Annotated in this window: 22 protein-coding genes and 3 tRNA genes; 7 read left to right on the forward strand and 18 right to left on the reverse strand. The window is 50.4% G+C overall.

Going from position 1 to position 23,583, the window contains the following annotated elements; translation table 11 throughout:
- Positions 1–93 precede the first annotated feature (93 nt).
- Entirely contained in the window at positions 94–1,761 is a 1,668-nt protein-coding gene (gene ettA, locus LVQ79_RS08675) for an energy-dependent translational throttle protein EttA (RefSeq protein ID WP_064513850.1), read from the forward strand.
- A gap of 45 nt (positions 1,762–1,806) precedes the next feature.
- Here the strand turns inward: ettA and nadR are convergent, their stop codons facing one another.
- The 3 genes from nadR to serB are packed head-to-tail and all read right to left on the reverse strand — an operon-like array spanning position 1,807 to position 5,444.
- The gene (gene nadR, locus LVQ79_RS08680) at positions 1,807–3,039 is read right to left on the reverse strand and encodes a multifunctional transcriptional regulator/nicotinamide-nucleotide adenylyltransferase/ribosylnicotinamide kinase NadR (RefSeq protein WP_232864629.1); all 1,233 of its coding nucleotides are present in this window, start codon (positions 3,037–3,039) and stop codon (positions 1,807–1,809) included.
- 36 nt (positions 3,040–3,075) lie between these two features.
- Positions 3,076–4,467: a DNA repair protein RadA gene (gene radA, locus LVQ79_RS08685; protein WP_232864630.1), complete on the reverse strand. Its 1,392-nt coding sequence runs from the start codon at positions 4,465–4,467 to the stop codon at positions 3,076–3,078.
- Entirely contained in the window at positions 4,467–5,444 is a 978-nt protein-coding gene (gene serB / locus LVQ79_RS08690; RefSeq protein ID WP_232864631.1) for a phosphoserine phosphatase, read from the reverse strand. Before serB ends, radA begins: the two co-directional genes overlap by 1 nt.
- 107 nt (positions 5,445–5,551) lie before the next feature.
- Between serB and LVQ79_RS08695 the strand changes: the two genes are divergently transcribed.
- Both LVQ79_RS08695 and lplA read left to right on the forward strand, forming a co-directional pair.
- Complete coding sequence (locus tag LVQ79_RS08695) at positions 5,552–6,202, forward strand: YtjB family periplasmic protein (RefSeq protein WP_232864632.1); 651 nt, start codon at positions 5,552–5,554, stop codon at positions 6,200–6,202.
- A 19-nt stretch (positions 6,203–6,221) separates the two neighbouring features.
- A complete protein-coding gene (gene lplA / locus LVQ79_RS08700) occupies positions 6,222–7,238 on the forward strand; it encodes a lipoate--protein ligase (protein WP_232864633.1) in 1,017 nt (338 codons plus the stop codon).
- On the opposite strand, the gene yjjJ is transcribed toward lplA, so the two are convergent.
- From yjjJ to LVQ79_RS08770, 14 genes are all read right to left on the reverse strand, one after another.
- The gene (gene yjjJ, locus LVQ79_RS08705) at positions 7,235–8,563 is read right to left on the reverse strand and encodes a type II toxin-antitoxin system HipA family toxin YjjJ (protein WP_232864634.1); all 1,329 of its coding nucleotides are present in this window, start codon (positions 8,561–8,563) and stop codon (positions 7,235–7,237) included. The genes lplA and yjjJ overlap by 4 nt on opposite strands.
- A gap of 139 nt (positions 8,564–8,702) precedes the next feature.
- On the reverse strand, positions 8,703–9,422 hold the full coding sequence (gene deoD / locus LVQ79_RS08710; protein ID WP_034459469.1) for a purine-nucleoside phosphorylase: 720 nt from the start codon (positions 9,420–9,422) through the stop codon (positions 8,703–8,705).
- A 192-nt stretch (positions 9,423–9,614) separates the two neighbouring features.
- Entirely contained in the window at positions 9,615–10,838 is a 1,224-nt protein-coding gene (gene deoB / locus LVQ79_RS08715; RefSeq protein WP_232864635.1) for a phosphopentomutase, read from the reverse strand.
- Positions 10,839–10,911: 73 nt separating this feature from the next.
- A complete protein-coding gene (gene deoA, locus LVQ79_RS08720; protein WP_232864636.1) occupies positions 10,912–12,231 on the reverse strand; it encodes a thymidine phosphorylase in 1,320 nt (439 codons plus the stop codon).
- 58 nt (positions 12,232–12,289) lie between these two features.
- Positions 12,290–13,069 (reverse strand): deoxyribose-phosphate aldolase, encoded by a 780-nt coding sequence (gene deoC, locus LVQ79_RS08725; RefSeq protein WP_232864637.1) that lies wholly within the window; start codon positions 13,067–13,069, stop codon positions 12,290–12,292.
- 235 nt (positions 13,070–13,304) lie between these two features.
- A complete protein-coding gene (locus tag LVQ79_RS08730; protein ID WP_064513871.1) occupies positions 13,305–14,582 on the reverse strand; it encodes a NupC/NupG family nucleoside CNT transporter in 1,278 nt (425 codons plus the stop codon).
- A 166-nt stretch (positions 14,583–14,748) separates the two neighbouring features.
- Positions 14,749–15,528 carry a TatD family hydrolase gene (locus LVQ79_RS08735; protein ID WP_232864638.1) on the reverse strand — a complete coding sequence of 260 codons (780 nt, stop codon included), beginning with the start codon at positions 15,526–15,528 and terminating at the stop codon, positions 14,749–14,751.
- Complete coding sequence (locus LVQ79_RS08740; protein ID WP_232864639.1) at positions 15,525–16,595, reverse strand: patatin-like phospholipase family protein; 1,071 nt, start codon at positions 16,593–16,595, stop codon at positions 15,525–15,527. Before LVQ79_RS08740 ends, LVQ79_RS08735 begins: the two co-directional genes overlap by 4 nt.
- Positions 16,596–16,955: 360 nt before the next feature.
- Positions 16,956–17,117: a DUF1328 domain-containing protein gene (locus LVQ79_RS08745; protein ID WP_064513877.1), complete on the reverse strand. Its 162-nt coding sequence runs from the start codon at positions 17,115–17,117 to the stop codon at positions 16,956–16,958.
- Between the two features lie 139 nt (positions 17,118–17,256).
- Positions 17,257–17,874, reverse strand: coding sequence for a molecular chaperone OsmY (gene osmY / locus LVQ79_RS08750; RefSeq protein WP_151993071.1), 618 nt, complete (start codon positions 17,872–17,874; stop codon positions 17,257–17,259).
- 342 nt (positions 17,875–18,216) lie between these two features.
- Positions 18,217–19,806 carry a peptide chain release factor 3 gene (gene prfC / locus LVQ79_RS08755; RefSeq protein ID WP_232864640.1) on the reverse strand — a complete coding sequence of 530 codons (1,590 nt, stop codon included), beginning with the start codon at positions 19,804–19,806 and terminating at the stop codon, positions 18,217–18,219.
- Positions 19,807–19,916: 110 nt separating this feature from the next.
- Positions 19,917–20,591 (reverse strand): pyrimidine 5'-nucleotidase, encoded by a 675-nt coding sequence (yjjG, locus tag LVQ79_RS08760; RefSeq protein WP_232864641.1) that lies wholly within the window; start codon positions 20,589–20,591, stop codon positions 19,917–19,919.
- 18 nt (positions 20,592–20,609) lie between these two features.
- Positions 20,610–21,053: a ribosomal protein S18-alanine N-acetyltransferase gene (gene rimI / locus LVQ79_RS08765; RefSeq protein WP_151993069.1), complete on the reverse strand. Its 444-nt coding sequence runs from the start codon at positions 21,051–21,053 to the stop codon at positions 20,610–20,612.
- Complete coding sequence (locus tag LVQ79_RS08770) at positions 21,022–21,444, reverse strand: DNA polymerase III subunit psi (protein WP_255668893.1); 423 nt, start codon at positions 21,442–21,444, stop codon at positions 21,022–21,024. The genes rimI and LVQ79_RS08770 overlap by 32 nt, the downstream gene beginning before the upstream one ends.
- Positions 21,445–21,551: 107 nt before the next feature.
- Here LVQ79_RS08770 and rsmC point away from each other — a divergent pair, with 107 nt between their 5' ends.
- The 4 genes from rsmC (at position 21,552) to LVQ79_RS08790 (ending at position 23,025) form a co-directional block, all read left to right on the forward strand.
- Entirely contained in the window at positions 21,552–22,583 is a 1,032-nt protein-coding gene (rsmC, locus tag LVQ79_RS08775) for a 16S rRNA (guanine(1207)-N(2))-methyltransferase RsmC (protein ID WP_232864642.1), read from the forward strand.
- Between the two features lie 120 nt (positions 22,584–22,703).
- Positions 22,704–22,790, forward strand: a tRNA-Leu gene (locus LVQ79_RS08780).
- 29 nt (positions 22,791–22,819) lie between these two features.
- Positions 22,820–22,906, forward strand: a tRNA-Leu gene (locus tag LVQ79_RS08785).
- A gap of 32 nt (positions 22,907–22,938) precedes the next feature.
- Positions 22,939–23,025, forward strand: a tRNA-Leu gene (locus LVQ79_RS08790).
- Positions 23,026–23,075: 50 nt separating this feature from the next.
- Here the strand turns inward: LVQ79_RS08790 and LVQ79_RS08795 are convergent.
- A complete protein-coding gene (locus LVQ79_RS08795; protein WP_232864714.1) occupies positions 23,076–23,315 on the reverse strand; it encodes a DUF1435 domain-containing protein in 240 nt (79 codons plus the stop codon).
- Positions 23,316–23,583 lie beyond the last annotated feature (268 nt).

Genomic DNA, 23,583 nt, shown 5'->3' on the forward strand with positions numbered 1-23,583 from the left:
TACTTCCCCTGCTGGGATTACCTGCTGAAAACGGCTACACTTCGCCTTTGATACGAACCATCTTAAATCACGAAAAAGAGGCGAAGTCGCACTGTGGCTCAATTCGTTTATACCATGCATCGAGTCGGCAAAGTTGTTCCGCCGAAACGTCATATCCTGAAAAATATCTCTCTCAGTTTCTTCCCTGGCGCCAAGATTGGCGTACTGGGTCTGAACGGTTCCGGTAAATCCACGCTGCTGCGCATTATGGCCGGCATTGATACCGACATCGAAGGCGAAGCGCGCCCACAACCTGGACTAAAAATCGGCTATTTGCCGCAAGAACCGCAACTCAACCTTGAACATACCGTCCGTGAATCGGTTGAAGAAGCCGTAGCTGAAGTCGTTAATGCCCTGAAAGGCCTCGACGAAGTGTATGCCAAATACGCTGAGCCGGACGCCGATTTCGACAAGCTGGCTGCCCAACAAGGTAAGTTTGAAGAAATCATTCAGGCACACGACGGTCACAACCTGAACGTGCAACTGGAACGTGCTGCTGATGCGCTGCGTCTGCCAGATTGGGATGCGAAAATTGCTAACCTGTCCGGTGGTGAACGTCGCCGTGTAGCACTTTGCCGCCTGCTGCTCGAAAAGCCAGACATGCTGCTGCTCGACGAACCAACGAACCACCTGGATGCTGAATCCGTGGCGTGGCTCGAGCGCTTCCTGCACGACTTCGAAGGCACCGTTGTGGCTATTACCCACGACCGTTACTTCCTCGATAACGTTGCAGGCTGGATTCTGGAACTTGACCGCGGTGAAGGTATTCCGTGGGAAGGTAACTACTCCTCCTGGCTTGAGCAGAAAGACGAACGTCTGGCTCAGGAAGCCTCTTCGGAAGCGGCTCGCCGTAAATCCATCGAGAAAGAGCTGGAGTGGGTACGTCAGGGTGCGAAAGGCCGCCAGTCTAAGGGCAAGGCGCGTCTGGCTCGCTTTGAAGAGCTTAACAACACTGAATACCAGAAACGTAACGAAACCAACGAACTGTTTATTCCACCAGGCGCACGTCTGGGCGATAAAGTCGTTGAGGTTACCAATCTGCGTAAATCCTACGGCGACCGCCTGCTGATTGAAGACCTGACATTCTCTGTACCGAAAGGTGCAATTGTCGGGATCATCGGTCCTAACGGCGCGGGTAAATCTACCCTGTTCCGTATGATGTCCGGCCAGGAACAGCCAGATAGTGGCACCATTGAACTGGGCGAAACCGTCAAACTGGCGTCTGTCGATCAGTTCCGTGACGCAATGGACAACAGCAAAACCGTGTGGGAAGAAGTTTCCGGCGGCCAGGACATCATGCGCGTCGGTAACACCGAAATGCCAAGCCGTGCGTACGTTGGTCGCTTTAACTTCAAAGGCGTCGACCAGGGTAAACGTGTCGGTGAGTTATCCGGTGGTGAGCGTGGTCGTCTGCACCTTGCAAAATTACTGCAAGTTGGCGGCAACGTACTGCTGCTCGATGAACCAACCAACGACCTGGATATCGAAACCCTGCGCGCGTTAGAAAACGCCCTGCTGGAATTCCCAGGCTGTGCCATGGTTATCTCGCACGACCGTTGGTTCCTTGACCGTATCGCCACGCACATTCTGGATTACCAGGATGAAGGCAAAGTGGAGTTCTTTGAAGGCAACTTTACTGAGTACGAAGAGTACAAGAAACGCACTCTGGGTGCGGATGCGCTGGAACCTAAGCGTATTAAGTACAAGCGCGTAACGAAGTAATAAAAAAGGGGGCGCTTGATGCGCCCCCTTTTTTGACAAGCCCGATTATCCCCGCTCGCCAATCATGTTCTTCACCAAATCAACACAGCGCAAGAAGCGAGAATCGTAGTCAGGTTCTTCTACATGAACGTAGCTGATGTTGTTCTCATCAAGCATCGACACCAAAAGATTCTGGAACGATTTCCTGTCGGTATCACTGCCCAGGCTACGCAAGCCATCGGCTACCCACGGCGTGTTGTTTTCCAGCAAAATCACCAGATCAAAGCGGTACTCATCAATCAGCGCCTGCACAAAAGGGTGCTCACGCCCTTCATATTTTTTGCAGAATGCCTGAGTGGTAACAAAGTCAGTATCGATAAAAGCGACTTTATTGGCATATTTAACTGCAAAATCAACGTACTGCGCATGGCCGATGGCAATTTTATCGTAGTCAGAATATTGCAATGCCATCTCATCGCCACCCAGATGGGAAAAGACATAGTCACGCCCGTATTCCCAGGCGCTGGTCGTGTTGAAAATGTTGGCAAGCTTATTCACCATCCACGACTTACCGCTCGACTCACCGCCCAGAATCGCAACGGTTCGGACAAAGAACGGTTTCACTTCAGTTGGAATGTATTCCCAGTAGCGGAACGGGTTTTCGCGGATCTGCCCACCGCTGATATTCATGAAGGTGCGCTTCGGGTCTATCAGCACCGTTTCAATACCGAGCTGTTCGTTAAACCGTGGCGCATCATTCTCTTCAGAGGTGTAGATACAGTCAGGATTGATGCCTTTGCTTTCCATGAAAGCTTTGATGCCACGGCTCCAGACATCCCAACCATGTGGATACGGCTCCATCCCTTCTTCGTTAAACGAATGAATACGAATGTTTTTCTGGTACTTAAAGGTCTGAAGCAACCAGCGCAGACGGTCGCCGGTTGTCGGCTGTTGCGACATGGCACTGTCTTCAAACAGAAGACGATCGCGGGTTTCGTCATAGCCCATGATGATATGTAACTCATCAACCTGGCTTGCGGCGCGTTGAATCAAGTAGATATGGCCGGTATGCAGTGGATAAAACTTCCCAAATACAACACCGACCTTTTTCTCACGGCGGGGAAACTCCAGGCCGAGGAAACGGTGCAGGGCTTCAAGTTTTTGAGCGCTTGGGCTTTTGATTTTGGCGTTAAGTAGCTGGCTCAGATAGCCCTTGGTCATACCGCAGGATTCCGCAACTTGCTGCAGCGTAACGTTCTGCTGGCGAATTGCGGTTTTTAAATACTCAAATGACGACATGCTGCCTGCCTCCTGCAAAATTGGGCGAATATACAATTATAAGTCTTGTAAGTCGTCAAACACTGACAGCGCATCAGCAAGTTTTTTCACCCCGAAGACCTGCATCCCTTCCGGTAATTTTTTCGGCACATTGGCCTGCGGTACAATCGCACGTTTAAAACCGTGTTTTGCGGCTTCAGAAATACGCTCCTGCCCGCTTGGCACCGGGCGAATTTCACCTGCCAACCCTACTTCACCAAACACCACTAAATCTTGTGGCAGAGCCCGGTTGCGCAGACTTGAAACCATCGCCAGTAAAAGCGCGAGGTCAGCACTGGTTTCGGTGACTTTCACACCGCCAACCACGTTCACAAATACATCCTGATCGGCCATTTGCAGGCCACCGTGGCGGTGCAAAACGGCCAACAAAATCGCCAGACGGTTTTGCTCAAGACCAACAGCAACCCTGCGTGGGTTGGACATCATAGACTGATCCACCAGCGCCTGAATCTCTACCAGCAGCGGACGCGTCCCTTCCCACACCACCATCACAGAACTACCGGGAGTCACTTCATCACCACGGCTCAGGAAGATAGCTGAAGGGTTACTCACTTCGCGCAGACCTTGTTCCGTCATGGCAAACACACCCAGCTCGTTCACCGCGCCAAAGCGGTTTTTATGGCTGCGCAAGGTGCGGAAACGGGAATCGGCATCGCCATCAAGCATCACCGAGCAGTCGATACAGTGTTCGAGAACTTTTGGCCCGGCAAGTGAACCGTCTTTGGTGACGTGGCCGACCATGATAATTGCCACACCGCGCGTTTTGGCAAAGCGCGTCAGGTAAGCGGCAGACTCACGCACCTGCGCCACGCTGCCCGGCGACGATTGTACGTCGGCCATGTGCATCACCTGAATGGAGTCGATTACCATCAGCTTCGGCGCTTCTTCTTCGGCAATCATGCAAATTTGCTCGATGCCGGTTTCCGAAAGCATATTCAGGTTGTTAGTCGGCAAACCTAAGCGGTGTGCGCGCATCGCCACTTGTTGCAGCGACTCTTCACCCGTGACATACAGAGTTTTCATCTGTTCGCTGAGTTTGCACAGTGTTTGCAGCAGCAGCGTGGACTTACCCGCTCCTGGGTTACCGCCAATCAGAATGGCGCTACCCGGCACAACGCCGCCGCCCAGTACGCGGTCGAACTCTTTAAAACCAGTGGAAAAACGCGGCAACTCTTCGAGGCTGATATCAGAGAGTTTTTGTACTTTGCTGACGCCCGCACTGCCGGCATAACCAGACAAACGCTCGTTACGCGCAACTGTCGGCGAGGCGGCAATGCGCACCTCAGTGATAGTGTTCCACGCCTGACAGGCGCTACATTGCCCTTGCCAGCGAGGATAATCTGCACCACATTCGTTGCAGACAAATGCACGTTTCGGCGCTTTCGCCATTAGCGTTCTTCCTGAATAAGACTGCCTGAAAGAATACAGAATACACCCATCAAATCAGCATGACGGATGGTGATTTCTGTTTTCTCATTAACCTTAGGTTTCGCGTGATAAGCGATACCCAGCCCGGCAGACAGAATCATTGGTAAATCATTCGCGCCATCACCAATTGCCACAGTTTGCGCGACAGGGATTTCATATTTATCCGCAAGGCGCTTGAGCGTATCTGCTTTGAATTGGGCATCAACAATTTGACCAATGACTTCACCGGTCAGTTTGCCGTCGCAAATTTCCAGCTCATTTGCCACAACTGCATGTAAATGCAGTTTATCGCGCAGATACTCTGCAAAGAAGGTGAAGCCACCGGAAGCGATAGCCACTTTCCAGCCTAGCGATTCGAGCTTAAGCACCAGAGAAGTCAGCCCTGGCATCAGCGGCAGTTCATCACGCACCTGGCGCAAAATAGATGCATTTGCCCCTTTAAGGGTCGCAACGCGTTGCTTCAGGCTTGCCGCGAAGTCCAGCTCGCCACGCATCGCGCGCTCGGTCACTTCCGCTACCATTTCACCGGTGCCCGCCAGTTTAGCGATTTCATCGATACATTCGATTTGGATGGCGGTGGAATCCATGTCCATCACCAGCAGACCTGGCGTGCGCAAGTGTGGGATTTTACCCAGCGGCGCGACATCCAGCCCAGCATCGTGGGCAAGTTTGGTAGCTCGCGGCGTTAATGAACCCGCCAGGCGAATAACCTGATAGTCTTCAACACACCACGCGGTGACGATAACCATCGCCGCGCCTAGCTTTCGTTGATAGCGATTCAGGCACTCTTTATCCAGATTCCGACCATACAGAAGCCAGCCGCTGCGGCCAGCACGGTAATCGAGTGGCATAACTTCATCACCACTTAGCGATAGTGGCAACCCAGGCCAGAGGGAGACATCGGTCGGCAGGTCGCACCAGGTCAGACTATTTGGCATCACAGCTCCAGAAAAAAGATAAAGGCCAGAGTAAAAGATCGCATGAGGCTACCTTGTGAACGTTGCTTCTGGCAACATTAAAGTACGCAATTTTCCTAAGGTGCATTATGGCTCGGGCAAAAATGAAATTCAGGCTGCATCGTGCAGTGATTGTGCTTATCTGCCTCGCACTTTTAGTCGCGCTGATGCAGGGAGCATCATGGTTTAGCCAGGGGCATCAACAAGCCCGCAATGTGCAGCTTGAAGAGCTGGCCAAAACGCTGGCGCGTCAGGTGAGTTACAACCTGGCGCCACTGATGAAATCCGAAAACCCTGATGAGAAAAAGATTTCAGCCGCCCTCAAGTTACTGACCCAGGATAGTCGTATTCTTGATGCGGGCGTTTATGACGATAGCGGCGGCCAAATCGCGCGAGCAGGTGAAGGAATTGGCGTGCGTGACAGGCTGGCGCTGGATGGCAAAAAAGCAGGCAGTTATTTCAATCAGCAAATTGTTCAGCCGATTGAAGATAAAGACGGGACGGTTGGCTATCTGCGAATCACACTTGATACCCACACGCTCGCTACCGAAGCCAAACAGGTGGATAACACCACCAATATTTTGCGCCTGATGATGTTGCTGGCGCTGGCAATTGGCATTGTGCTGACGCGTACTCTTTTGCAGGGCAAACGCACCCGCTGGCAGCAGTCTCCTTTCCTTCTCACTGCGAATACCGAAGTGAAAGAAGATGAGGAAGAACAGGCTGACAATAAGCTATAAATAAGAAAGGATTTCTACGATGACGACCTTACGACTACTGATTTCTGACTCTTACGATCCCTGGTTCAACCTGGCCGTAGAAGAGTGTATTTTCCGCCAGATGCCTGCAACTCAGCGCGTGCTCTTTTTATGGCGTAACGCAGATACCGTAGTTATTGGCCGGGCGCAAAACCCCTGGAAAGAGTGCAATACCCGTCGAATGGAAGAAGACAACGTGCGGCTGGCGAGACGCAGCAGCGGCGGTGGCGCGGTGTTCCACGATCTGGGCAATACCTGTTTCACCTTCATGGCTGGAAAACCGGAATACGACAAAAGTGTATCTACCGCTATTGTGGTTAATGCACTCGATTCACTGGGAATTAGCGCGACTGCTTCCGGGCGCAACGATCTGGAAGTTGCCACTGCTGAAGGGCCACGCAAAGTTTCAGGTTCCGCGTATAAAGAAACCATGGATCGCGGCTTCCATCATGGCACACTGCTGCTCAACGCAGATTTAAGCCGCCTGGCTAACTACCTCAATCCAGATGAGAAAAAGCTGAAAGCCAAAGGGATAACGTCTGTGCGTGGACGCGTAGCAAACCTCAGCGACCTGCTACCTGGCTTAACCCATGAGCAAATATGCGATGCTGTGCGCGAATCATTCTTTGGCTGGTACGGCGAGCGCGTTGAAGCGGAACATATCTCGCCTGATGTCCTGCCCGACCTACCCGGATTTGCGGAAACCTTTGCCCGCCAAAGCAGTTGGGAATGGAACTTCGGCCAGGCTCCGGCGTTCAGTCATTTGCTGGATCAGCGTTTTACCTGGGGCGGTGTTGAGCTGCATTTCGATGTTGAGAAAGGACATATCACACGCACGCAAATCTTCACCGATAGCCTGAATCCGGCCCCGCTGGAAGCGCTGGCGGCGCGCTTGCAGGGTTGTTTGTATCGAAGCGATATGTTGCAGCAACAGTGTGAAACACTGATTGCTGATTTCCCCGAGCAGGAAATGGAACTACGTGAATTAAGTGCGTGGATTGCACAGACGGTGCGTTAGGCAAGGCGTTTAACGTTGGCTTCAACCGCATCCAGCTCTGAAGCCATCACACAACTCAACTCCTGGAAACTTTCGCTAATCCCTTGATTCTGGCTTGCATCAAGCCAGAACTGGCGAGCATAGGGCAGCATTTCCAACCACACCTCGCGCGGCACAACGGGATCAATCTGCGGTTTGACCGGTTCTCTGCGCATATTCCCGACGCTGTTCGGGGCAAAAGCCATGGGTAGCATGTCGTAGACAGGAGCCAGCCGCAGTGGCATATCAGACAGATAGAACGAAAGATTCCCTGCGTGCATATCGCTGTTGGCTATCAACCGACCAAATGCCCAGAGGCGTTGCGTCAGGCGCAAAGTTGCAGGTTCAACCGACTTTTGGACGAGTAATTTTTCCATCGTGACGGGCCAATGCTGTGCCCCGCTGGCAAACTCACTCTGTACGGCTTCAAGTGAGACAATTCCTCTGCGGCCCTGCTCACCAATGCAGTCAAAACGAATGACTTCAAGGAATGTTTGGCTTTGCGTATTGGTCAGAACTTTTGCCGTCGAGGCGGGGATACCGGCCTGAGCCAGAGTGTTGAGCGCTAAAGCTTCCGCATAAAGCAAATCAGACCAGCGCTGGCTATTCTCGTTTTGTAGCAACGGGGTAAATTTAACGATGACATGCGCCGGCCCGGTCGTAGTTTGTGCATAACAGGTAAATTTAGGCTGTTCGCCACCCGCTGACGACCCAACGATATCGCCCGCCAGTGCGCTACTCGCCAGTTCGCTATAAACCGATAATTTATCAGCATCCGCAATCACCGGAGGCAAAGGCGTATCAAACCAGCGCCGATAGCTTTCCTCGCCGACTAACCAGCCACCCAGGTTTTCCGCTACCTGCTGTGATAGCGCCAGTAGAACATCTTCCTCCTGCCATAAGCGGATATCTTCCGGTAGCCCCGCTTGCTGCGCTAATTTGCGCCCCCACGTTCTTCCCAAAAAACCCTGTGGGCGAAGGTCGGTCAAATACCATGGGATCCCGTCAAACCACTGCGCAACACCATTATTCAGAATGACCAGACAACTGCCCTGCGGCCAAATGGGATACAACTCACCAAAGCGCCATGCCTGCCCGAAATCATCAATTTGCCACAACGGGAACTGGTGAATCTGACGAACAGGGCGGCTCAGGGCGTAGCGAGTCGCTCTGGCGGCACCCGCTTTAATCACATTGCTCTGAGCATTTACAAGACGTGAAAACGTCGCCTGGCTGACACCCAAACGCTGCCGCAAGGAGTTTGCAGTTTGTGGCCCATGGAGTAATAAATCAGTCAAAGTGCTCATGTGAATAGATTCGTGAATAGATACTTGAATAGATTTATAGCGCTATATAGTTGAAAGGTAAAGCAGGTGAGCAGAATGAGGGAGTTTAAGTGAATAGATACTTCGAAGGATAAAGGGTGCCGAAGCACCCTTTAAAATCTTACTCTTTGTCGCCCAGTAACACAGATTCAAGAGCAATCTTGATCATGTCGTTAAAGGTGGTCTGGCGCTCTTCGGCAGTAGTCTGCTCGTGAGTACGGATATGGTCAGATACAGTACAGATAGTCAGTGCTTTAGCACCGAACTCTGCTGCCACGCCGTAGATACCTGCCGCTTCCATTTCCACACCCAGGATGCCGTATTTTTCCATTACGTCAAACATGGTTGGATCTGGCGTGTAGAACAGGTCTGCGGAGAAGATATTGCCTACGCGAGCGTCTACGCCCAGCGCTTTAGCTGCATCAACAGCATTGCGAACCATATCGAAGTCAGCGATAGCTGCGAAGTCGTGGTCTTTGAAACGCAGACGGTTAACTTTAGAGTCGGTGCAAGCACCCATGCCGATAACCACGTCACGCAGTTTCACATCCGCACGAACCGCGCCGCATGAACCCACACGAATGATTTTCTTCACGCCGAAATCAGTGATCAGCTCTTTGGTGTAGATGGAGCAGGACGGGATACCCATACCGTGACCCATTACGGAGATTTTGCGACCTTTATAAGTACCGGTGAAGCCCAACATGCCACGCACGTTGTTCACTTCACGAACATCTTCAAGGAAAGTTTCTGCAATGTGTTTTGCACGCAGCGGGTCCCCAGGCATCAAAACGACGTCTGCGAAATCACCCATTTCAGCATTAATATGTGGCGTTGCCATATCTATATCCTTGTTTTAAGAGGTAAACGTCTGGACGGATAAACATCTCACCCAAATCTGTAATCCATATACCCTAAATAATTCGAGTCGCAGGTAGGCGGCAAGAAAGCGAATCCCCAGGAGCTTACTTGAGTAAGTGACTGGGGTGAGCTTTTGCAGCCAACACCCCTGCGGCTCGAAGAATGACGGGTATCACAGCATGTTCTTACCGTAGTCCATCGGGGATGTACCGAAATAGCTAGCAACGGTCTGGCCGATGTCCGCGAAGGTTTCACGGTGGCCCAGAGAGCCAGCTTTCACTTTCGGGCCGTAGACCAATACCGGAATGTGTTCACGAGTATGGTCTGTGCCTTGCCAGGTTGGGTCACAACCGTGGTCAGCGGTGAGGATCAGAATGTCATCCTCTTTCAGCAGTTCCATCAATTCAGGCAGACGGCGGTCAAACAGTTCCAGTGCTGCGGCATAACCCGCAACGTCGCGGCGGTGGCCGTAAGATGAGTCAAAATCAACGAAGTTAGTGAACACGATAGTGTCATCACCCGCTTCTTTCATCTCTTTGATGGTGGCATCAAACAGCGCATCCAGGCCCGTCGCTTTCACTTTTTTGGTGATACCGACTTCAGCGTAGATATCCGCAATTTTGCCCACGGATACCACCTGGCCATTTTTCTCATCAACCAGTTTTTTCAACACGGTTGGTGCTGGTGGTTCAACAGCCAGGTCATGGCGGTTACCAGTACGCTGGAAGTTACCCGCTTTATCGCCAACAAACGGACGCGCGATAACACGGCCAATGTTGTAGCCACCTTCGGTCAACTCTTCACGTGCGATTTCGCACAGCTCATAGAGTTTGTCCAGGCCGTAAGTTTCTTCGTGGCAAGCAATCTGGAACACGGAGTCAGCAGAGGTATAGAAAATCGGCTTGCCGGTTTTCATATGCTCTTCGCCCAGCTCATCCAAAATCACAGTACCGGAAGAGTGGCAATTACCGAGGTAACCTGGCAGGTTTGCACGCTCAACCAGTTTATCCAGTAACTCTTGTGGGAAGCTGTTTTGCGTATCGGAGAAGTAACCCCAGTCGAATAACACAGGAACACCAGCGATTTCCCAGTGACCAGACGGAGTGTCTTTACCTGATGACAGTTCATGCGCCCAGCCATATGCGCCGATAACTTCTGCATTACCGTCCATACCTGCTGGGATTTTGCCGGTAGAGCCTTCGGCGGCTTTTACCAGACCCAGGCGGGTCAGGTTTGGCAAATTCAATGGTCCTTGACGACCTTTGTCTGCTTCGCCTTTGGCACAAGCCTCTGCAATGTGCCCGAAAGTATCAGAGCCAACATCGCCAAATTTTGCTGCATCTTCTGTTGCGCCGATACCGAAAGAGTCCAGCACCATAATAAATGCACGTTTCATAATTTCTCCTGCGTCGTTGCGCCTGAAACGCCCGGAGGCGTTTCAAAAAGTGATCAGATCAGTATGCCAGCAATTAGCTAATACGGCGATACACATCTGGCGTTTGTGCCGGTGCGGTCTCGTTAACTTTAATTGCCGCTTTAACGGCATGTGCCGCTTCCTGCCATTGAGCTTCACTTGCTGCATGAATCACTGCCAGTGGACGTGAGGTATCTACACTCTCGCCCAGACGAGCCATGTCGGTAAAGCCGACGCTGTAGTCGATGGTGTCAGAAGCCTGGCGACGACCGCCGCCCATGGAAACGACCGCCATACCTAATGCACGAGTGTCCATCTGATTTACGAAACCAGCACGGTCTGCGAATACAGGTTTGCTCAGAACCGCGGTTGGCAGGTATTTCGCGTAGTTTTCGACGAAGTCTGCCGGCCCTTTTTGAGCTGCAACCATACGACCAAATACTTCTGCCGCTTTACCGTTATCCAGCACAGCTTGCAGTTTGGCACGCGCTTCAGCGTCGTCTTTCGCAAGGTTGCCGGAAAGTAACATTTCCACGCACAGCGCCATGGTCACTTCATGCAGACGTGGATTGACGTATTCGCCAGTAAGGAACTGCACCGCTTCACGAACTTCAACAGCATTACCCGCGCTGGATGCCAGCACCTGGTTCATGTCGGTGAGTAGCGCCGTGGTTTTAACGCCCGCGCCATTTGCCACGCCAACAATCGCTTCAGCCAGTAATTCAGAAAGCTCATAAGTAGGCATAAATGCGCCACTGCCCACTTTCACATCCATCACTAACGCATCCAGGCCTTCTGCGAGTTTCTTCGCAAGAATTGATGCGGTGATCAGCGGGATGGAGTCTACGGTCGCGGTAATGTCACGCGTCGCGTAGAAACGCTTGTCAGCCGGAGCAAGCGAGTTAGTCTGGCCGATAATCGCCACGCCGACATTTTTAATAATGTCGCGGAAACGGTTATCGTCCGGGAAAATATCAAAGCCTGGGATCGCTTCGAGTTTATCGAGCGTACCGCCAGTGTGGCCTAAACCGCGGCCAGAGATCATTGGGATATAACCGCCGCATGCCGCCACCATTGGGCCAAGCATTAAGGACGTCACATCACCCACGCCGCCCGTTGAATGTTTATCAACGATTGGGCCATTTAGGTTAAGGCTCTTCCAGTCCAACACGGTTCCTGAATCTCGCATCGCCATGGTCAGTGATACGCGTTCAGGCATAGTCATGTCGTGGAAGAAGATAGTCATTGCCAGTGCGGCAATCTGCCCTTCGGAGATGGTGTTATCTCGAATACCATTAATGAAGAAACGAATCTCCTCATCACTGAGAGCATGACCATCACGTTTTTTACGAATAATTTCTTGAGCGAGAAACAAGGTAACCCCCTGAGTACATCAGGTGAAATGCGGCGGGGAGCCCGCCGCAAGGAAGAGATTAGTAAGCGCTTGTGCTTTTACCGTCGCCATGACCCAGCGCTTTTAACAAGCTTGCGAGCAGGCTGGAAGCACCAAAGCGGTAGTGACGGGAATCAGCCCAGTCAGCACCAAACAGGTCATCAGCGATAGACAGGAACAGCGCTGCATCTTCAGCAGTACGCACGCCACCAGCTGGTTTGAAACCAACAGTTTTTTCAACGCCCATATCACGAATAACTTCCATCATGATGCGTGCGCTTTCAGGTGTTGCGTTGACTGGCACTTTACCAGTAGAGGTTTTGATGAAATCAGCGCCTGCTTTGATGGAGATTTCAGAAGCTTTACGAATCAGCGCTTCTTCTTTCAGCTCACCCGTTTCGATGATGACTTTCAGCAAAACGTTAGCCGCGGCACAGGCTTCTTTACAAGCTTTCACCAGTTCGAAACCAACTTGTTCGTTACCGGCGATCAGCGCACGGTATGGGAACACCACATCCACTTCGTCTGCGCCATAGGCGATAGCAGCACGAGTTTCAGCCAGCGCGATTTCGATGTCGTCGTTGCCGTGTGGGAAGTTGGTCACCGTAGCGATGCGAATATCAGGAGTGCCCTGAGCATTCAGAGTTTTACGCGCGATTGGGATGAAACGCGGGTAGATACAAATAGCTGCGGTGTTGCCCACTGAAGTTTTTGCCTGATGACAAAGTGCGATCACTTTTTCATTAGTGTCATCGTCATTCAGAGTGGTCAGATCCATCAGTTTCAGGGCGCGCAGGCTGCTTGCAGTTAAATCGGTCATAACATTCTCCAACAAAAGATATAGAATCAGTTGCGATGTTATAATTATAACATTCACAACCCTGATGGTTTTGCGGATAGCTTCACAAAAGCCACGATGAAATTACATAATTTGTACAGTATATGTGATTTAACAACGAGCGATAACGGAAAATTCATCGCCAGATATAAAAAATGGCCGACGCAAGCGCCAGCCATTGATTTCACAGAGATGTTATAATTTTAACATCTCTTTTTTATAATGACAGGAAGACCCCGGCAATTGTGGCACTCATCAGGTTTGACAATGTACCTGCTGCTACAGCCTTAAGACCTAACTGTGCAATATCATGACGACGGTTTGGAGCCATGCTTCCAAGTCCACCAATCAGGATAGCGATAGAAGAAAGGTTAGCAAAACCACACAGAGCAAAGGAGATAATTGCTTTGGTGTGATCTGACAGAACTTGCAGACCTGCTGCCGCTACAGTGGCGTCATCTTTCAGGTATTCCCCGAAGTTCAGGTAAGCAACAAATTCGTTGATGATTAACTTCTGGCCAATGAAGGAACCAGCAACGTTAGCTTCACTCCACGGTACACCGATAACCCATGCCAGTGGTGAGAACACCCAGCCGAGAATCAGTTCCATAGACAGTTGCGGATAGTTGAACCAACCACCAATGCCAGAAAGCATGCCGTTAAGCAGCGCTATCAAAGCAACAAACGCCAGCAGCATTGCACCCACGTTCAAAGCCAGTTGCATACCAGAAGCTGCACCTGATGCCGCCGCATCCAGCACGTTTGCCGGGCGGTCTGGATCGTTTTTCAAAGAGTCCAGTTCAGGTGAGTCGTTTGGCGTTTCTGTCTCAGGCAAGATAATTTTGGCGAACAGTAACCCGCCAGGGGCTGCCATGAATGAAGCGGCAATCAGGTACTCTAGTGGCACGCCCATTTGCGCGTAACCTGCCAGTACTGAACCTGCAACAGAAGCCAAACCACCACACATAACAGCGAACAGTTCTGAACGCGTCATAGTGGCGATATAAGGACGAACAACCAGCGGAGCTTCAGTCTGACCAACAAAGATGTTTGCTGTTGCAGAAAGAGATTCTGTACGAGAGGTTTTCAGAATCTTACGCAGACCACCGCCGAGAATACGAATAACAAACTGCATAATGCCAAGGTAGTACAGCACAGCAATCAGTGAGGAGAAGAAGACGATAATTGGCAGAACACGCAGTGCGAAAATAAAGCCACCGCCGCCAAAGACTTCGAACATTTTGTCTGAAACTAAGCCACCGAACAGGAAGGAAATACCGGCGTTACCGTAACCAATTACGTTAGCGACCCCTTCGGACATAGCGAGCAGAACCTGGCGACCGACCGGAACATACAGGATTAGCGCCCCGATACCGACCTGAATAATCCATGCACCTAAAACAGTACGCAGATTAATTGCTTTGCGATTACTGGAAAGTAAAACGGCGATCAGCAGCAGAACGATCATGCCGATCAATCCCATGAGTAGTTGCATACAGAATCCCTGTGTATTGAATGAAAAAGGAAAACGAACTAAAAAACGACAGCGGGCGGGATTATAACGGCAGGGAGGCCATTAAATGGAATGGCAATCACGTATTTATAGACATCCACGGAAACGTTTGTCTTATTAAGTGAGCCAGGTCACATTTTGTTACTTACTATTTCATTTCAAATAATTCATTGCAGTTATTAATAATCGCATTCGCGATAACTTCGGGAGATTCTGAACGCAGCATAGAAAGTGTCTGAAAAACATTAACTATGCGTTCCGGGCGATTCGGTTGCCCCTGCCAGCCGTTAAGCGGCATATCAGGTGCATCCGTTTCCAGCACCAGCGCGCTAAGGGGTAAGCGCGCCATTACATCGCGCGTTTTGCTGGCGCGTGGGTAAGTAATCGTTCCACCCACACCAATTTTGTAACCCATCGCCACAAAACGTTCGGCCTGTTGCAGGCTCCCCGAGAAGCCATGTACCACACCAGTGCGCGGTAAATTATGACGCTTCAAATGCGCGGCAAGTTTGTCGTGCGTACGACGGGAATGGAGAATGACAGGTAAATCATAACATTTTGCCAGTTTTAGCTGGGCATCCAGCACCGCTTCTTGTTTATCAAAAAGCGGATTTTCCATATAAAGATCGAGTCCTATTTCACCAATAGCCACTAATTTTCCCGGCCGCTGTTTCAGGTGATGTTCGAGCAACGCCAAAGACGCATCCTGATGCTTGTGAATTACTATCGGATGCAAACCTAACGCGGCATATAGCGCCGGATAGTTGTCTGCCAGCGCCAACACCGTGCTAAACCGCTCAGCCTCGATTGCCGGAACAATGATTTTTGTTACGCCCGCTTGCGCGGCGAGGGCAATGCTGTTGGCTTCATCATCGCTAAATGGCGGAAAGTCGAAGTGACAATGGGTATCGTAAAACGTCATCGTCACGCCGTATCTTCGTTATTGAAAGAGGAGTCGTTAGCTTCTGGTGTTTCAATCACCGCTTTAGACAATGGCTCAGTGACCACGGCCTGTGGAACGACCACCTGCCCCGGAACCACAATACGCGGATGATGACGTTTTAACGGCGGCTTATCAGAAATTAGTTTGCCTATGGTTGCGAGGAAGTAACGCCCGCACAGACGTCCTGTTTTATAGTCGGTATTTAGCGCAGGTAATCGACTGCCCAATGCAGAGCTCATCAATGGCTTCGGCGGGTAAATCTCGAAGATACGCAGTTTACCTGGCGGCTTTTCAATGAAGTTTTGAATCTCGCGATAGCTGGCTTCATGGTGATGCACCAGGTTTAATAAGGGCTGCAGGCTACTGTCGCCAAGCCAACGCTCCATGCGTTTAAACCATTCAGGTGTGTAATACATTTGCGAAGGGACAGTGCGAATTACCACCAGTGTGTCAGCACCGAGGCGCACAGCCTCTCTCACCGGAACCGCATCGCTTATTCCACCGTCCTGGTAACCGATGCCGTCAATCTCCACCCCGCTACGGTAAAAACCTGGAATCGCGCTTGAGGCTTTTAGAAGATTCAGCCATGTGCCGCTGTCCGGGGAAAAATATCCCGGCGTGTAGTCGTCACTACGACAGGCGCACATATAAAATTCCTTACCAGATTCAAATAGCTTTTCGGCCGTCGTCATTGAAAGCGGGATTTTGGTGGAAGTGGATTCCACGAGCCAATCGAGGTCTATGAGATGCCCGCCACGCACAAAGCGCAGAGGATCAAAAAATTCGCGAGTTGTGGTAAATCGAGTAATGACTCTTCGAGCGTATCCCGGCTGGTGACAAACGTAAGCCGAAAGGTTTTGCGCACCGGCAGAAGTGCCTAAGAAGAGGTCAAACGGGTTGAAATTAGCGCGCATAAATTCGTCCAGCACGCCAGCTGTGAATATCCCACGCTGCCCGCCGCCTTCACAAACTATGGCGAGTTTTCCGGGACGAAACTTTGGAAGCGCAAGCGGCGAAATATTGCCGAGCGTTACGGGTATTCTTTGTCCCACCCTGCTTTCCTTGGTTCTTTATCCTTCATCTTTCAAGTCGCAGGGGTGTTGGCTGCGCTCAATCACCCCAGTCACTTATCTCAGTAAGCTCCTGGAGATGCTCTCCCTGGCAGCCTACCTGCAACTCGAAATCTAAAGGATAATTATTATTAGATATTGGTTATTTGATAGTCGCTTAAAAACGCGAGAGCCAGTCTAAATTAGACTGGCTCTCTGGTCTGTCTCAAAATGATTATATACCCAAATAATTCGAGTTGCAGGAAGGCGACCAGGCCGTAAGTCCCCAGGAGCATAGATTACTATGTGACTGGGGCGAACGGGTGCGTCAACGCACCTGCGGCTCAAAGTATGACGGGTATGCTATGGGCGTTTTCGACCCATAAACAGGCTAACCAGGAACAGAATAATACCTACCACGAAGACAATTTTTGCTGCACCTGCCGCAGTACCCGCGAGAGTACCAAAACCCAGTGCTGCTGCAATCAACGCAATGACCAGAAAAATAATGCCCCAACGAAACATAAGCTTCTCCTTAACCATAATGAACCCGAATCGCTTCTGGATGAGTGCCAGATAAACACTCATTGGCGATATTGAGTAACGATGTTGCTGACCTACTCCCCCGGCATTACACCGAAGGAGAAAGTTTCTATATGCCCTGTTACTTCACTTTCAGGTCGTTTTTGACGCTTTTCACGCCATCAACTGCTTTAGCGATACTCTCGGCTCGAGCAGACTGCGCATTCGATTCCACGGTACCGGATAGCTGTACAACACCTTCAGTGGTTTCCACTTTCACGTGACGTGAAGGGACGATGTCATCAGCTAAAAGTTTAGCTTTAATTTCGCTAGTGGTCGCAGTATCGCCTGCATAACCGCTGACAGATTTATCAGACCCGTTACGCACATGAAGTTTATCGCTCACGGAAGAAACCCCTTCCACGCCTTTTGCGACAGTGACGGCCTGTTCGGCCTGCGCCTGGCTTTCAACAAAGCCACTTAGCGTTACCACTTTCTTGTCCGTTTTCACTGAGATATCAGTGCTTTTGATGCTGTCGTGATCGACCAGTGCAGCTTTTACTTTCGCAGTAATTGCACTGTCATCCATGAAATTACCGACGTCTTTCACGGAGCTATCGATTTTTTCGCCTGCTGTGTCCGCTGTTGATTCGGTTTTGTTAAGCATCTTGTCTTCTGCTAAAGCGCTACCGCTTGCCAGCACAGAGCCAAGAACAACAGCTAACAGAGTTTTAGAAATCTTAGTCGTAGTCATAGTCATCGATTAATTCCTATAGTTTTGCTCACTATTTGAGCACAAGCCTTTACGTAACGGCTTTCCTTAAAAATTGGGCTAACGCTTACAGCCCAAAAATTTTCCGTTCAGTTTTTAATAGCGCCAGGAAAAATGAGTACAAATGAACTCGCCAGAAATCTTCATTTACGTGGCGTTTTCAACCAACCAATTTGTCACTGGTTTGTTAAATATAGACAACAATCACGGAATTGCATGGCGGAATGGGATGAACATGAGGGAAAAGCAGGAAATTAAGAACAATCCGTAAGGGATTAATAAGACGGGAAAAGTAGCAGGACGCGACGGCTGCCGCGCCCTGAGAGACGATTAGTGCTCGCGGGTTTTACGGAAGGTGACTTCCGGGTAGCGATCTTGCGTCAGGTTCAGGTTGACCATAGTTGGAGCGATATAAGCGAGGTTGTCGCCGCCATCGAGAGCCAACTGCATTTCGTTTTTCCGTTTGAATTCTTCAAACTTCTTAACGTCCGTGCTTTCTACCCAACGCGCCGTTGAGACGTTGACCGACTCGTAAATCGCCTCAACGTTGTATTCGCTTTTCAGGCGCGCCACAACCACGTCGAACTGCAGTACACCGACCGCACCAACAATCAGATCGTTGTTCGCGATTGGACGGAATACCTGTACCGCACCCTCTTCAGAAAGCTGTACCAGACCTTTAAGCAACTGCTTCTGCTTTAATGGATCACGCAGACGAATTCGACGGAACAGTTCCGGTGCGAAGTTCGGGATACCGGTGAACTTCATCATTTCGCCTTGAGTAAAGGTATCACCAATCTGAATAGTGCCGTGGTTATGCAGGCCGATAATATCGCCTGGATACGCTTCTTCAACGTGTGAACGGTCACCCGCCATAAAGGTCAACGCATCAGAAATCACCACATCTTTACCGGTACGAACCTGGCGCAGTTTCATGCCTTTTTCATACTTGCCGGAAACCACACGCATAAAGGCAACGCGGTCACGGTGTTTCGGGTCCATGTTGGCCTGAATCTTAAATACGAAGCCGGTGAACTTATCTTCTTCCGCTTTCACTTCGCGGGAATCCGTTTTACGCGGCATTGGCGCTGGCGCCCAATCAACCAGGCCATCGAGCATGTGGTCAACACCAAAGTTGCCCAATGCAGTACCGAAGAAGACTGGTGTCAGCTCACCTTCAAGGAACAGCTCACGATCAAATTCGTGGGAAGCACCCTGAACCAGTTCCAGCTCATCACGCAGTTGCGCTGCCAGATCTTCACCGACAGCAGCATCCAGCTCTGGGTTATCCAGCCCTTTAACGATGCGCACTTCCTGAATGGTATGGCCTTTACCTGTCTGATAAAGATAAGTTTCGTCTTTATAAAGGTGGTAAACGCCTTTGAACAGCTTGCCGCAACCGATAGGCCAGGTGATTGGTGAACAGGCGATTTTCAGCTCGCGTTCAACTTCATCCATCACTTCCATCGGGTCGCGGATATCGCGGTCGAGTTTGTTCATAAAGGTGAGAATTGGCGTATCGCGCAGACGGGTAACTTCCATCAACTTACGGGTACGATCTTCTACACCTTTCGCGGCGTCAATAACCATCAAACAGCAGTCAACAGCGGTCAGAGTACGATAAGTATCTTCGGAGAAGTCTTCGTGCCCTGGGGTATCGAGCAGGTTAACCAGGCAGTCGTGATACGGGAATTGCATTACAGATGTGGTAATTGAGATACCACGCTGCTTTTCCATCTCCATCCAGTCAGATTTAGCATGCTGGCTGGAACCACGGCCTTTTACAGTACCGGCGGTCTGAATTGCCTGTCCGAACAGCAACACTTTTTCAGTGATGGTCGTTTTACCGGCATCCGGGTGAGAAATGATCGCAAAAGTGCGGCGTTTCCCCACTTCTTGCAAAAAAGGAGACAAAGTCATAATGAAATCTTCTGTGAATTGCGCACAGTCGTAACTGCGCGGCAAATGAACGTTACCTGACGGCTATTCTACCCATCAGGTGAGGTTTAACAATCGGCTGTAAGCAGTCATTAGTTACACAACAATCGCTCCAGTTCACTTAATGTGGTCACTTCCCAGGTCGGCGTGATGCCTTCCGGTAAGCTTCGTCCATGGGCATTGAGCCAGCAGGTGGCAATGCCTGCGTTCATGCCGCCTAAAATATCTGATTCCGCAGTGTCACCAACCATCATTACTCGGTCGCGTGGCGGCTGGCCCATTTGCTCAAAAGTGTAATCAAAAATCTTACGATCGGGTTTCGCGACGCCGACCTGTTCAGAAATCACCAGCAAATCGAAATAATCGCGCAGACCGGTACGCTCCAGGCGAATTTGCTGCAACGCAGTAAAACCGTTGGTGATAATACCGATTTTCACTTTATCTTTTAACGCATTAAGCAGCGAAACAGCACCAGGCAGCGGCACGCAAATTTCGGCCATAGCGTTAAGAAATGCTGCATTAAGGTCACCCGCAGGCACTGATAATCTTTCGGACCACCCCTGGAAACGCTGATGCTGTAAATGAAGCGCGCTAATGGTTCCATTCTGGTAATCGGTCCACAAAGGTTTGTTAACCGCCTGGTAATCCTGGAAATCTTCAGCGGTAAAGGTCACGCTATAATCGAGAAACATCCGCTGCAAGCCGCCGAAAGCGTCAAAGGTAAATAGCGTTTCGTCAGCATCAAATAAAATCCAGTCCCAGTTCATCAACACACCTTTTTCAAATTAGCCTAACGGTAACGCCATGATGATGGCGTCTTCGCGACCCTCTTTTGTGGGGTAGTAGTTACGGCGAATCGTCGCCTCGTTAAAGCCCAGACTTTCATAAAGTGCGATCGCTGCCGTATTTGAGGCGCGCACTTCAAGCCACAGGGTAAATACATCTCGCGCTTCCAGTTCGCTGATTAAATGCTCCAGCAACTGGCGACCTAACCCCTGACGTTGGTAATCAGGGTCAACAGCAATATTAAACAGCGTCGCCTCATCCAACACGACTTGCGTCACCGCAAACGCCGCCATTTTGCCATCAACATCGAGGCGAAAATTCAAATAGCGCTCACCTTCGTTACTGGCGAAGGTCTTTTCACTCCATGGGAAAGCATGGCTGCGAAGTTCGATGGCGTAAGCCGCGCTCAAGTCACTGGTGGTGAGGGAAGAAATCGTTTTCATGTTCACAAATTTGCAGCCACAACGCTTGTCGTGCCGCGCCATTTTCATAAAGCTCGTTTAATTCGGGAGTCGCCAACTGCGCACCGGGAATGGGGAGTTGTTCACTCACACCCAATCGCCAGCTATTACAGCGGCTGTCAGTTGGCAGCATCGCGGCTCGTTCAGGCGTCAGTTGCATGACCTGCTGTGCATCCAAATTCAGACTACGCAAAACATCGTTAACTAACGGATCGCTTAAATCTGGAAGGTCTTCGGCAACCATCAGCAATTTGACGTTTTCATGCAGCGAGACGGCAATTTCGCCCTGTAACGCAGCCGGGCGTCGCAGCTCCCATTGAGTAATGCCCAGTTGTTGTAACAACCAGTCACGTCGCAAAGGTATTTGAGGCATAGCGAAACCTATTGAGAGTGCCAATTGGGGCGCAAATATAGCAAATTCATCGAATATGCGCCATTAAAGCTCTATAATCCCGGTTCTGATTTCCCAGGAGTAATTTGATGACTGCGTTAACCCCGGCAAGTGAAGTGCTGCTGCGCCATAGCGATGATTTTACCGAGAGCCGCGTGCTGTTTGCCGGTGATTTACAAGACGACCTGCCTGCCCGTTTCGAAACGGCGGTAAGTCGCGTTCACACACAACAATTTCACCACTGGCAGGCTCTGAGCGCTCAAATGGGCGAAGATGCGCAATATAGTCTGGTGGCGGATGCCAGCACCCTTGGCGATTGCAACACCCTGATTTACTACTGGCCGAAGAATAAGCCAGAAGCGCAGTTCCAGCTGATGAACATTTTGTCTTTAATGCCGATTGGCAGTGACATTTTTGTGGTGGGTGAGAACCGTAGCGGCGTTCGTAGTGCCGAGCAAATGCTCGCCGAATTCTGCCCGCTGAATAAAATCGACAGCGCGCGTCGTTGCGGCTTCTATCACGGTCAACTGGAAAAACAGCCACAGTTTGATGAGAATTCCTGGTGGGATGAGTATCAGCACAATGATATGACCATCAAAACGCTGCCGGGCGTGTTCAGCCGTGATGGCCTGGATACCGGCAGTAAATTGCTGCTTTCCACGCTGACTGCGCACACCAAAGGTAAAGTGCTGGATGTAGGTTGTGGCGCTGGCGTGCTGGCGGTAACCCTGGCTAAACATTCTCCAAAAGTCCGTCTGACTTTGTGTGATGTTTCTGCTCCAGCCGTTGCAGCAAGCCGCGCAACGCTTGCAGCCAACGAGATCGCAGGCGAAGTCATCGCCAGTAACGTCTATTCCGAAGTGAATGGTCGTTTTGACATGATTATCTCAAACCCACCGTTCCATGATGGTTTGCAAACTAGCCTTGATGCAGCTCACCAGCTGATTCGCGGCGCAGTCCGCCATCTGAATATGGGCGGTGAATTGCGTATCGTAGCGAACGCCTTCCTGGCCTATCCGGACGTGCTGGACGAAACCTTTGGTAACCACGAAGTGATCGCTCAGACAGGGCGTTTCAAAGTTTACCGCTCAGTTGTGATGCGTGGCGTGAAGAAGCGTTAATACAACACAGTGCCGCTTTTTCCAGCGATTAGAAAAGCGGCACCAAATTAACTGTTGACGACGCGCAGAAAACATCTAGAATGCGCCTCCGTGGTTACAATACTTCGGTGTTGTGGGTATGCGAAGGTGGCGGAATTGGTAGACGCGCTAGCTTCAGGTGTTAGTGTTCTTACGGACGTGAGGGTTCAAGTCCCTCTCTTCGCACCATTAACCACGCAAGATATCGTTCGCACTGCGCGAAGGTGGCGGAATTGGTAGACGCGCTAGCTTCAGGTGTTAGTGTTCTTACGGACGTGAGGGTTCAAGTCCCTCTCTTCGCACCAATGCGAAGGCGATATCAGATAAGTTTTGAATTGCGAAGGTGGCGGAATTGGTAGACGCGCTAGCTTCAGGTGTTAGTGCTCTAACGGGCGTGAGGGTTCAAGTCCCTCTCTTCGCACCAATTCTTATCAACTTCCCAGCAGTACTCTTTTATCCCTCAGTTTTATCTCGCTATCTCATCGTTCCCATATTCATCATCACCAAAGCAAGCCCACTGGCAAATGCAACGCATGACGGTAGCAGCACAAAATGACGTAACCGTTTATGGTACAGCATGGCTGCGGTCACCAATAATCCTAATACAATCAAGACGCGCCACTGACTAAAAGAAAGATCTAGATACAGTAACGCGGCGACGATACCTGCCGGCACCAGCACACCCCATGCACTTTCTAACTGACGTTGTAACATCATCGCTATCTCATCAATTGGTAATGATAACCAATATCATATGATATTATTTCTCGTTTGTCAGCGATAGCGTATCGTCAGTTTTACATTAGAAATGTTAAGCTTTCTGTATCATCAGATGACATATATTCAGTAAGGTGATAGATTGGCCCAGAATGTTAAATCTCTGATTAACACCGAATACATATATGAAGTAATCACTTTACGGATATATTTTCCTACTTCATTCCCAGCATAATGTCGGCATGAGTCGAAAGAACTATTTTTG

Origin of the sequence: Buttiauxella cochleicola, from assembly GCF_021282405.1 — a bacterium.
In the GTDB taxonomy this organism is placed as follows: domain Bacteria; phylum Pseudomonadota; class Gammaproteobacteria; order Enterobacterales; family Enterobacteriaceae; genus Buttiauxella; species Buttiauxella massiliensis.

Bases quoted from the DNA above. Each gene is read 5' to 3' on its own strand.
- osmY (WP_151993071.1), bottom strand. From the start codon at position 17,874: ATGACTATGACTACGACTAAGATTTCTAAAACTCTGTTAGCTGTTGTT.
- yjjG (WP_232864641.1), bottom strand. From the start codon at position 20,591: ATGAACTGGGACTGGATTTTATTTGATGCTGACGAAACGCTATTTACC.
- LVQ79_RS08770 (WP_255668893.1), bottom strand. From the start codon at position 21,444: ATGCCTCAAATACCTTTGCGACGTGACTGGTTGTTACAACAACTGGGC.
- prfC (WP_232864640.1), bottom strand. From the start codon at position 19,806: ATGACTTTGTCTCCTTTTTTGCAAGAAGTGGGGAAACGCCGCACTTTT.
- serB (WP_232864631.1), bottom strand. From the start codon at position 5,444: ATGCCAAATAGTCTGACCTGGTGCGACCTGCCGACCGATGTCTCCCTC.
- rsmC (WP_232864642.1), top strand. From the start codon at position 21,552: ATGACTGCGTTAACCCCGGCAAGTGAAGTGCTGCTGCGCCATAGCGAT.
- LVQ79_RS08795 (WP_232864714.1), bottom strand. From the start codon at position 23,315: ATGTTACAACGTCAGTTAGAAAGTGCATGGGGTGTGCTGGTGCCGGCA.
- deoD (WP_034459469.1), bottom strand. From the start codon at position 9,422: ATGGCAACGCCACATATTAATGCTGAAATGGGTGATTTCGCAGACGTC.
- LVQ79_RS08695 (WP_232864632.1), top strand. From the start codon at position 5,552: ATGGCTCGGGCAAAAATGAAATTCAGGCTGCATCGTGCAGTGATTGTG.
- LVQ79_RS08730 (WP_064513871.1), bottom strand. From the start codon at position 14,582: ATGCAACTACTCATGGGATTGATCGGCATGATCGTTCTGCTGCTGATC.
- deoB (WP_232864635.1), bottom strand. From the start codon at position 10,838: ATGAAACGTGCATTTATTATGGTGCTGGACTCTTTCGGTATCGGCGCA.
- radA (WP_232864630.1), bottom strand. From the start codon at position 4,467: ATGGCGAAAGCGCCGAAACGTGCATTTGTCTGCAACGAATGTGGTGCA.
- lplA (WP_232864633.1), top strand. From the start codon at position 6,222: ATGACGACCTTACGACTACTGATTTCTGACTCTTACGATCCCTGGTTC.
- yjjJ (WP_232864634.1), bottom strand. From the start codon at position 8,563: ATGAGCACTTTGACTGATTTATTACTCCATGGGCCACAAACTGCAAAC.
- rimI (WP_151993069.1), bottom strand. From the start codon at position 21,053: ATGAAAACGATTTCTTCCCTCACCACCAGTGACTTGAGCGCGGCTTAC.
- nadR (WP_232864629.1), bottom strand. From the start codon at position 3,039: ATGTCGTCATTTGAGTATTTAAAAACCGCAATTCGCCAGCAGAACGTT.
- deoC (WP_232864637.1), bottom strand. From the start codon at position 13,069: ATGACCGATTTAACTGCAAGCAGCCTGCGCGCCCTGAAACTGATGGAT.
- LVQ79_RS08745 (WP_064513877.1), bottom strand. From the start codon at position 17,117: ATGTTTCGTTGGGGCATTATTTTTCTGGTCATTGCGTTGATTGCAGCA.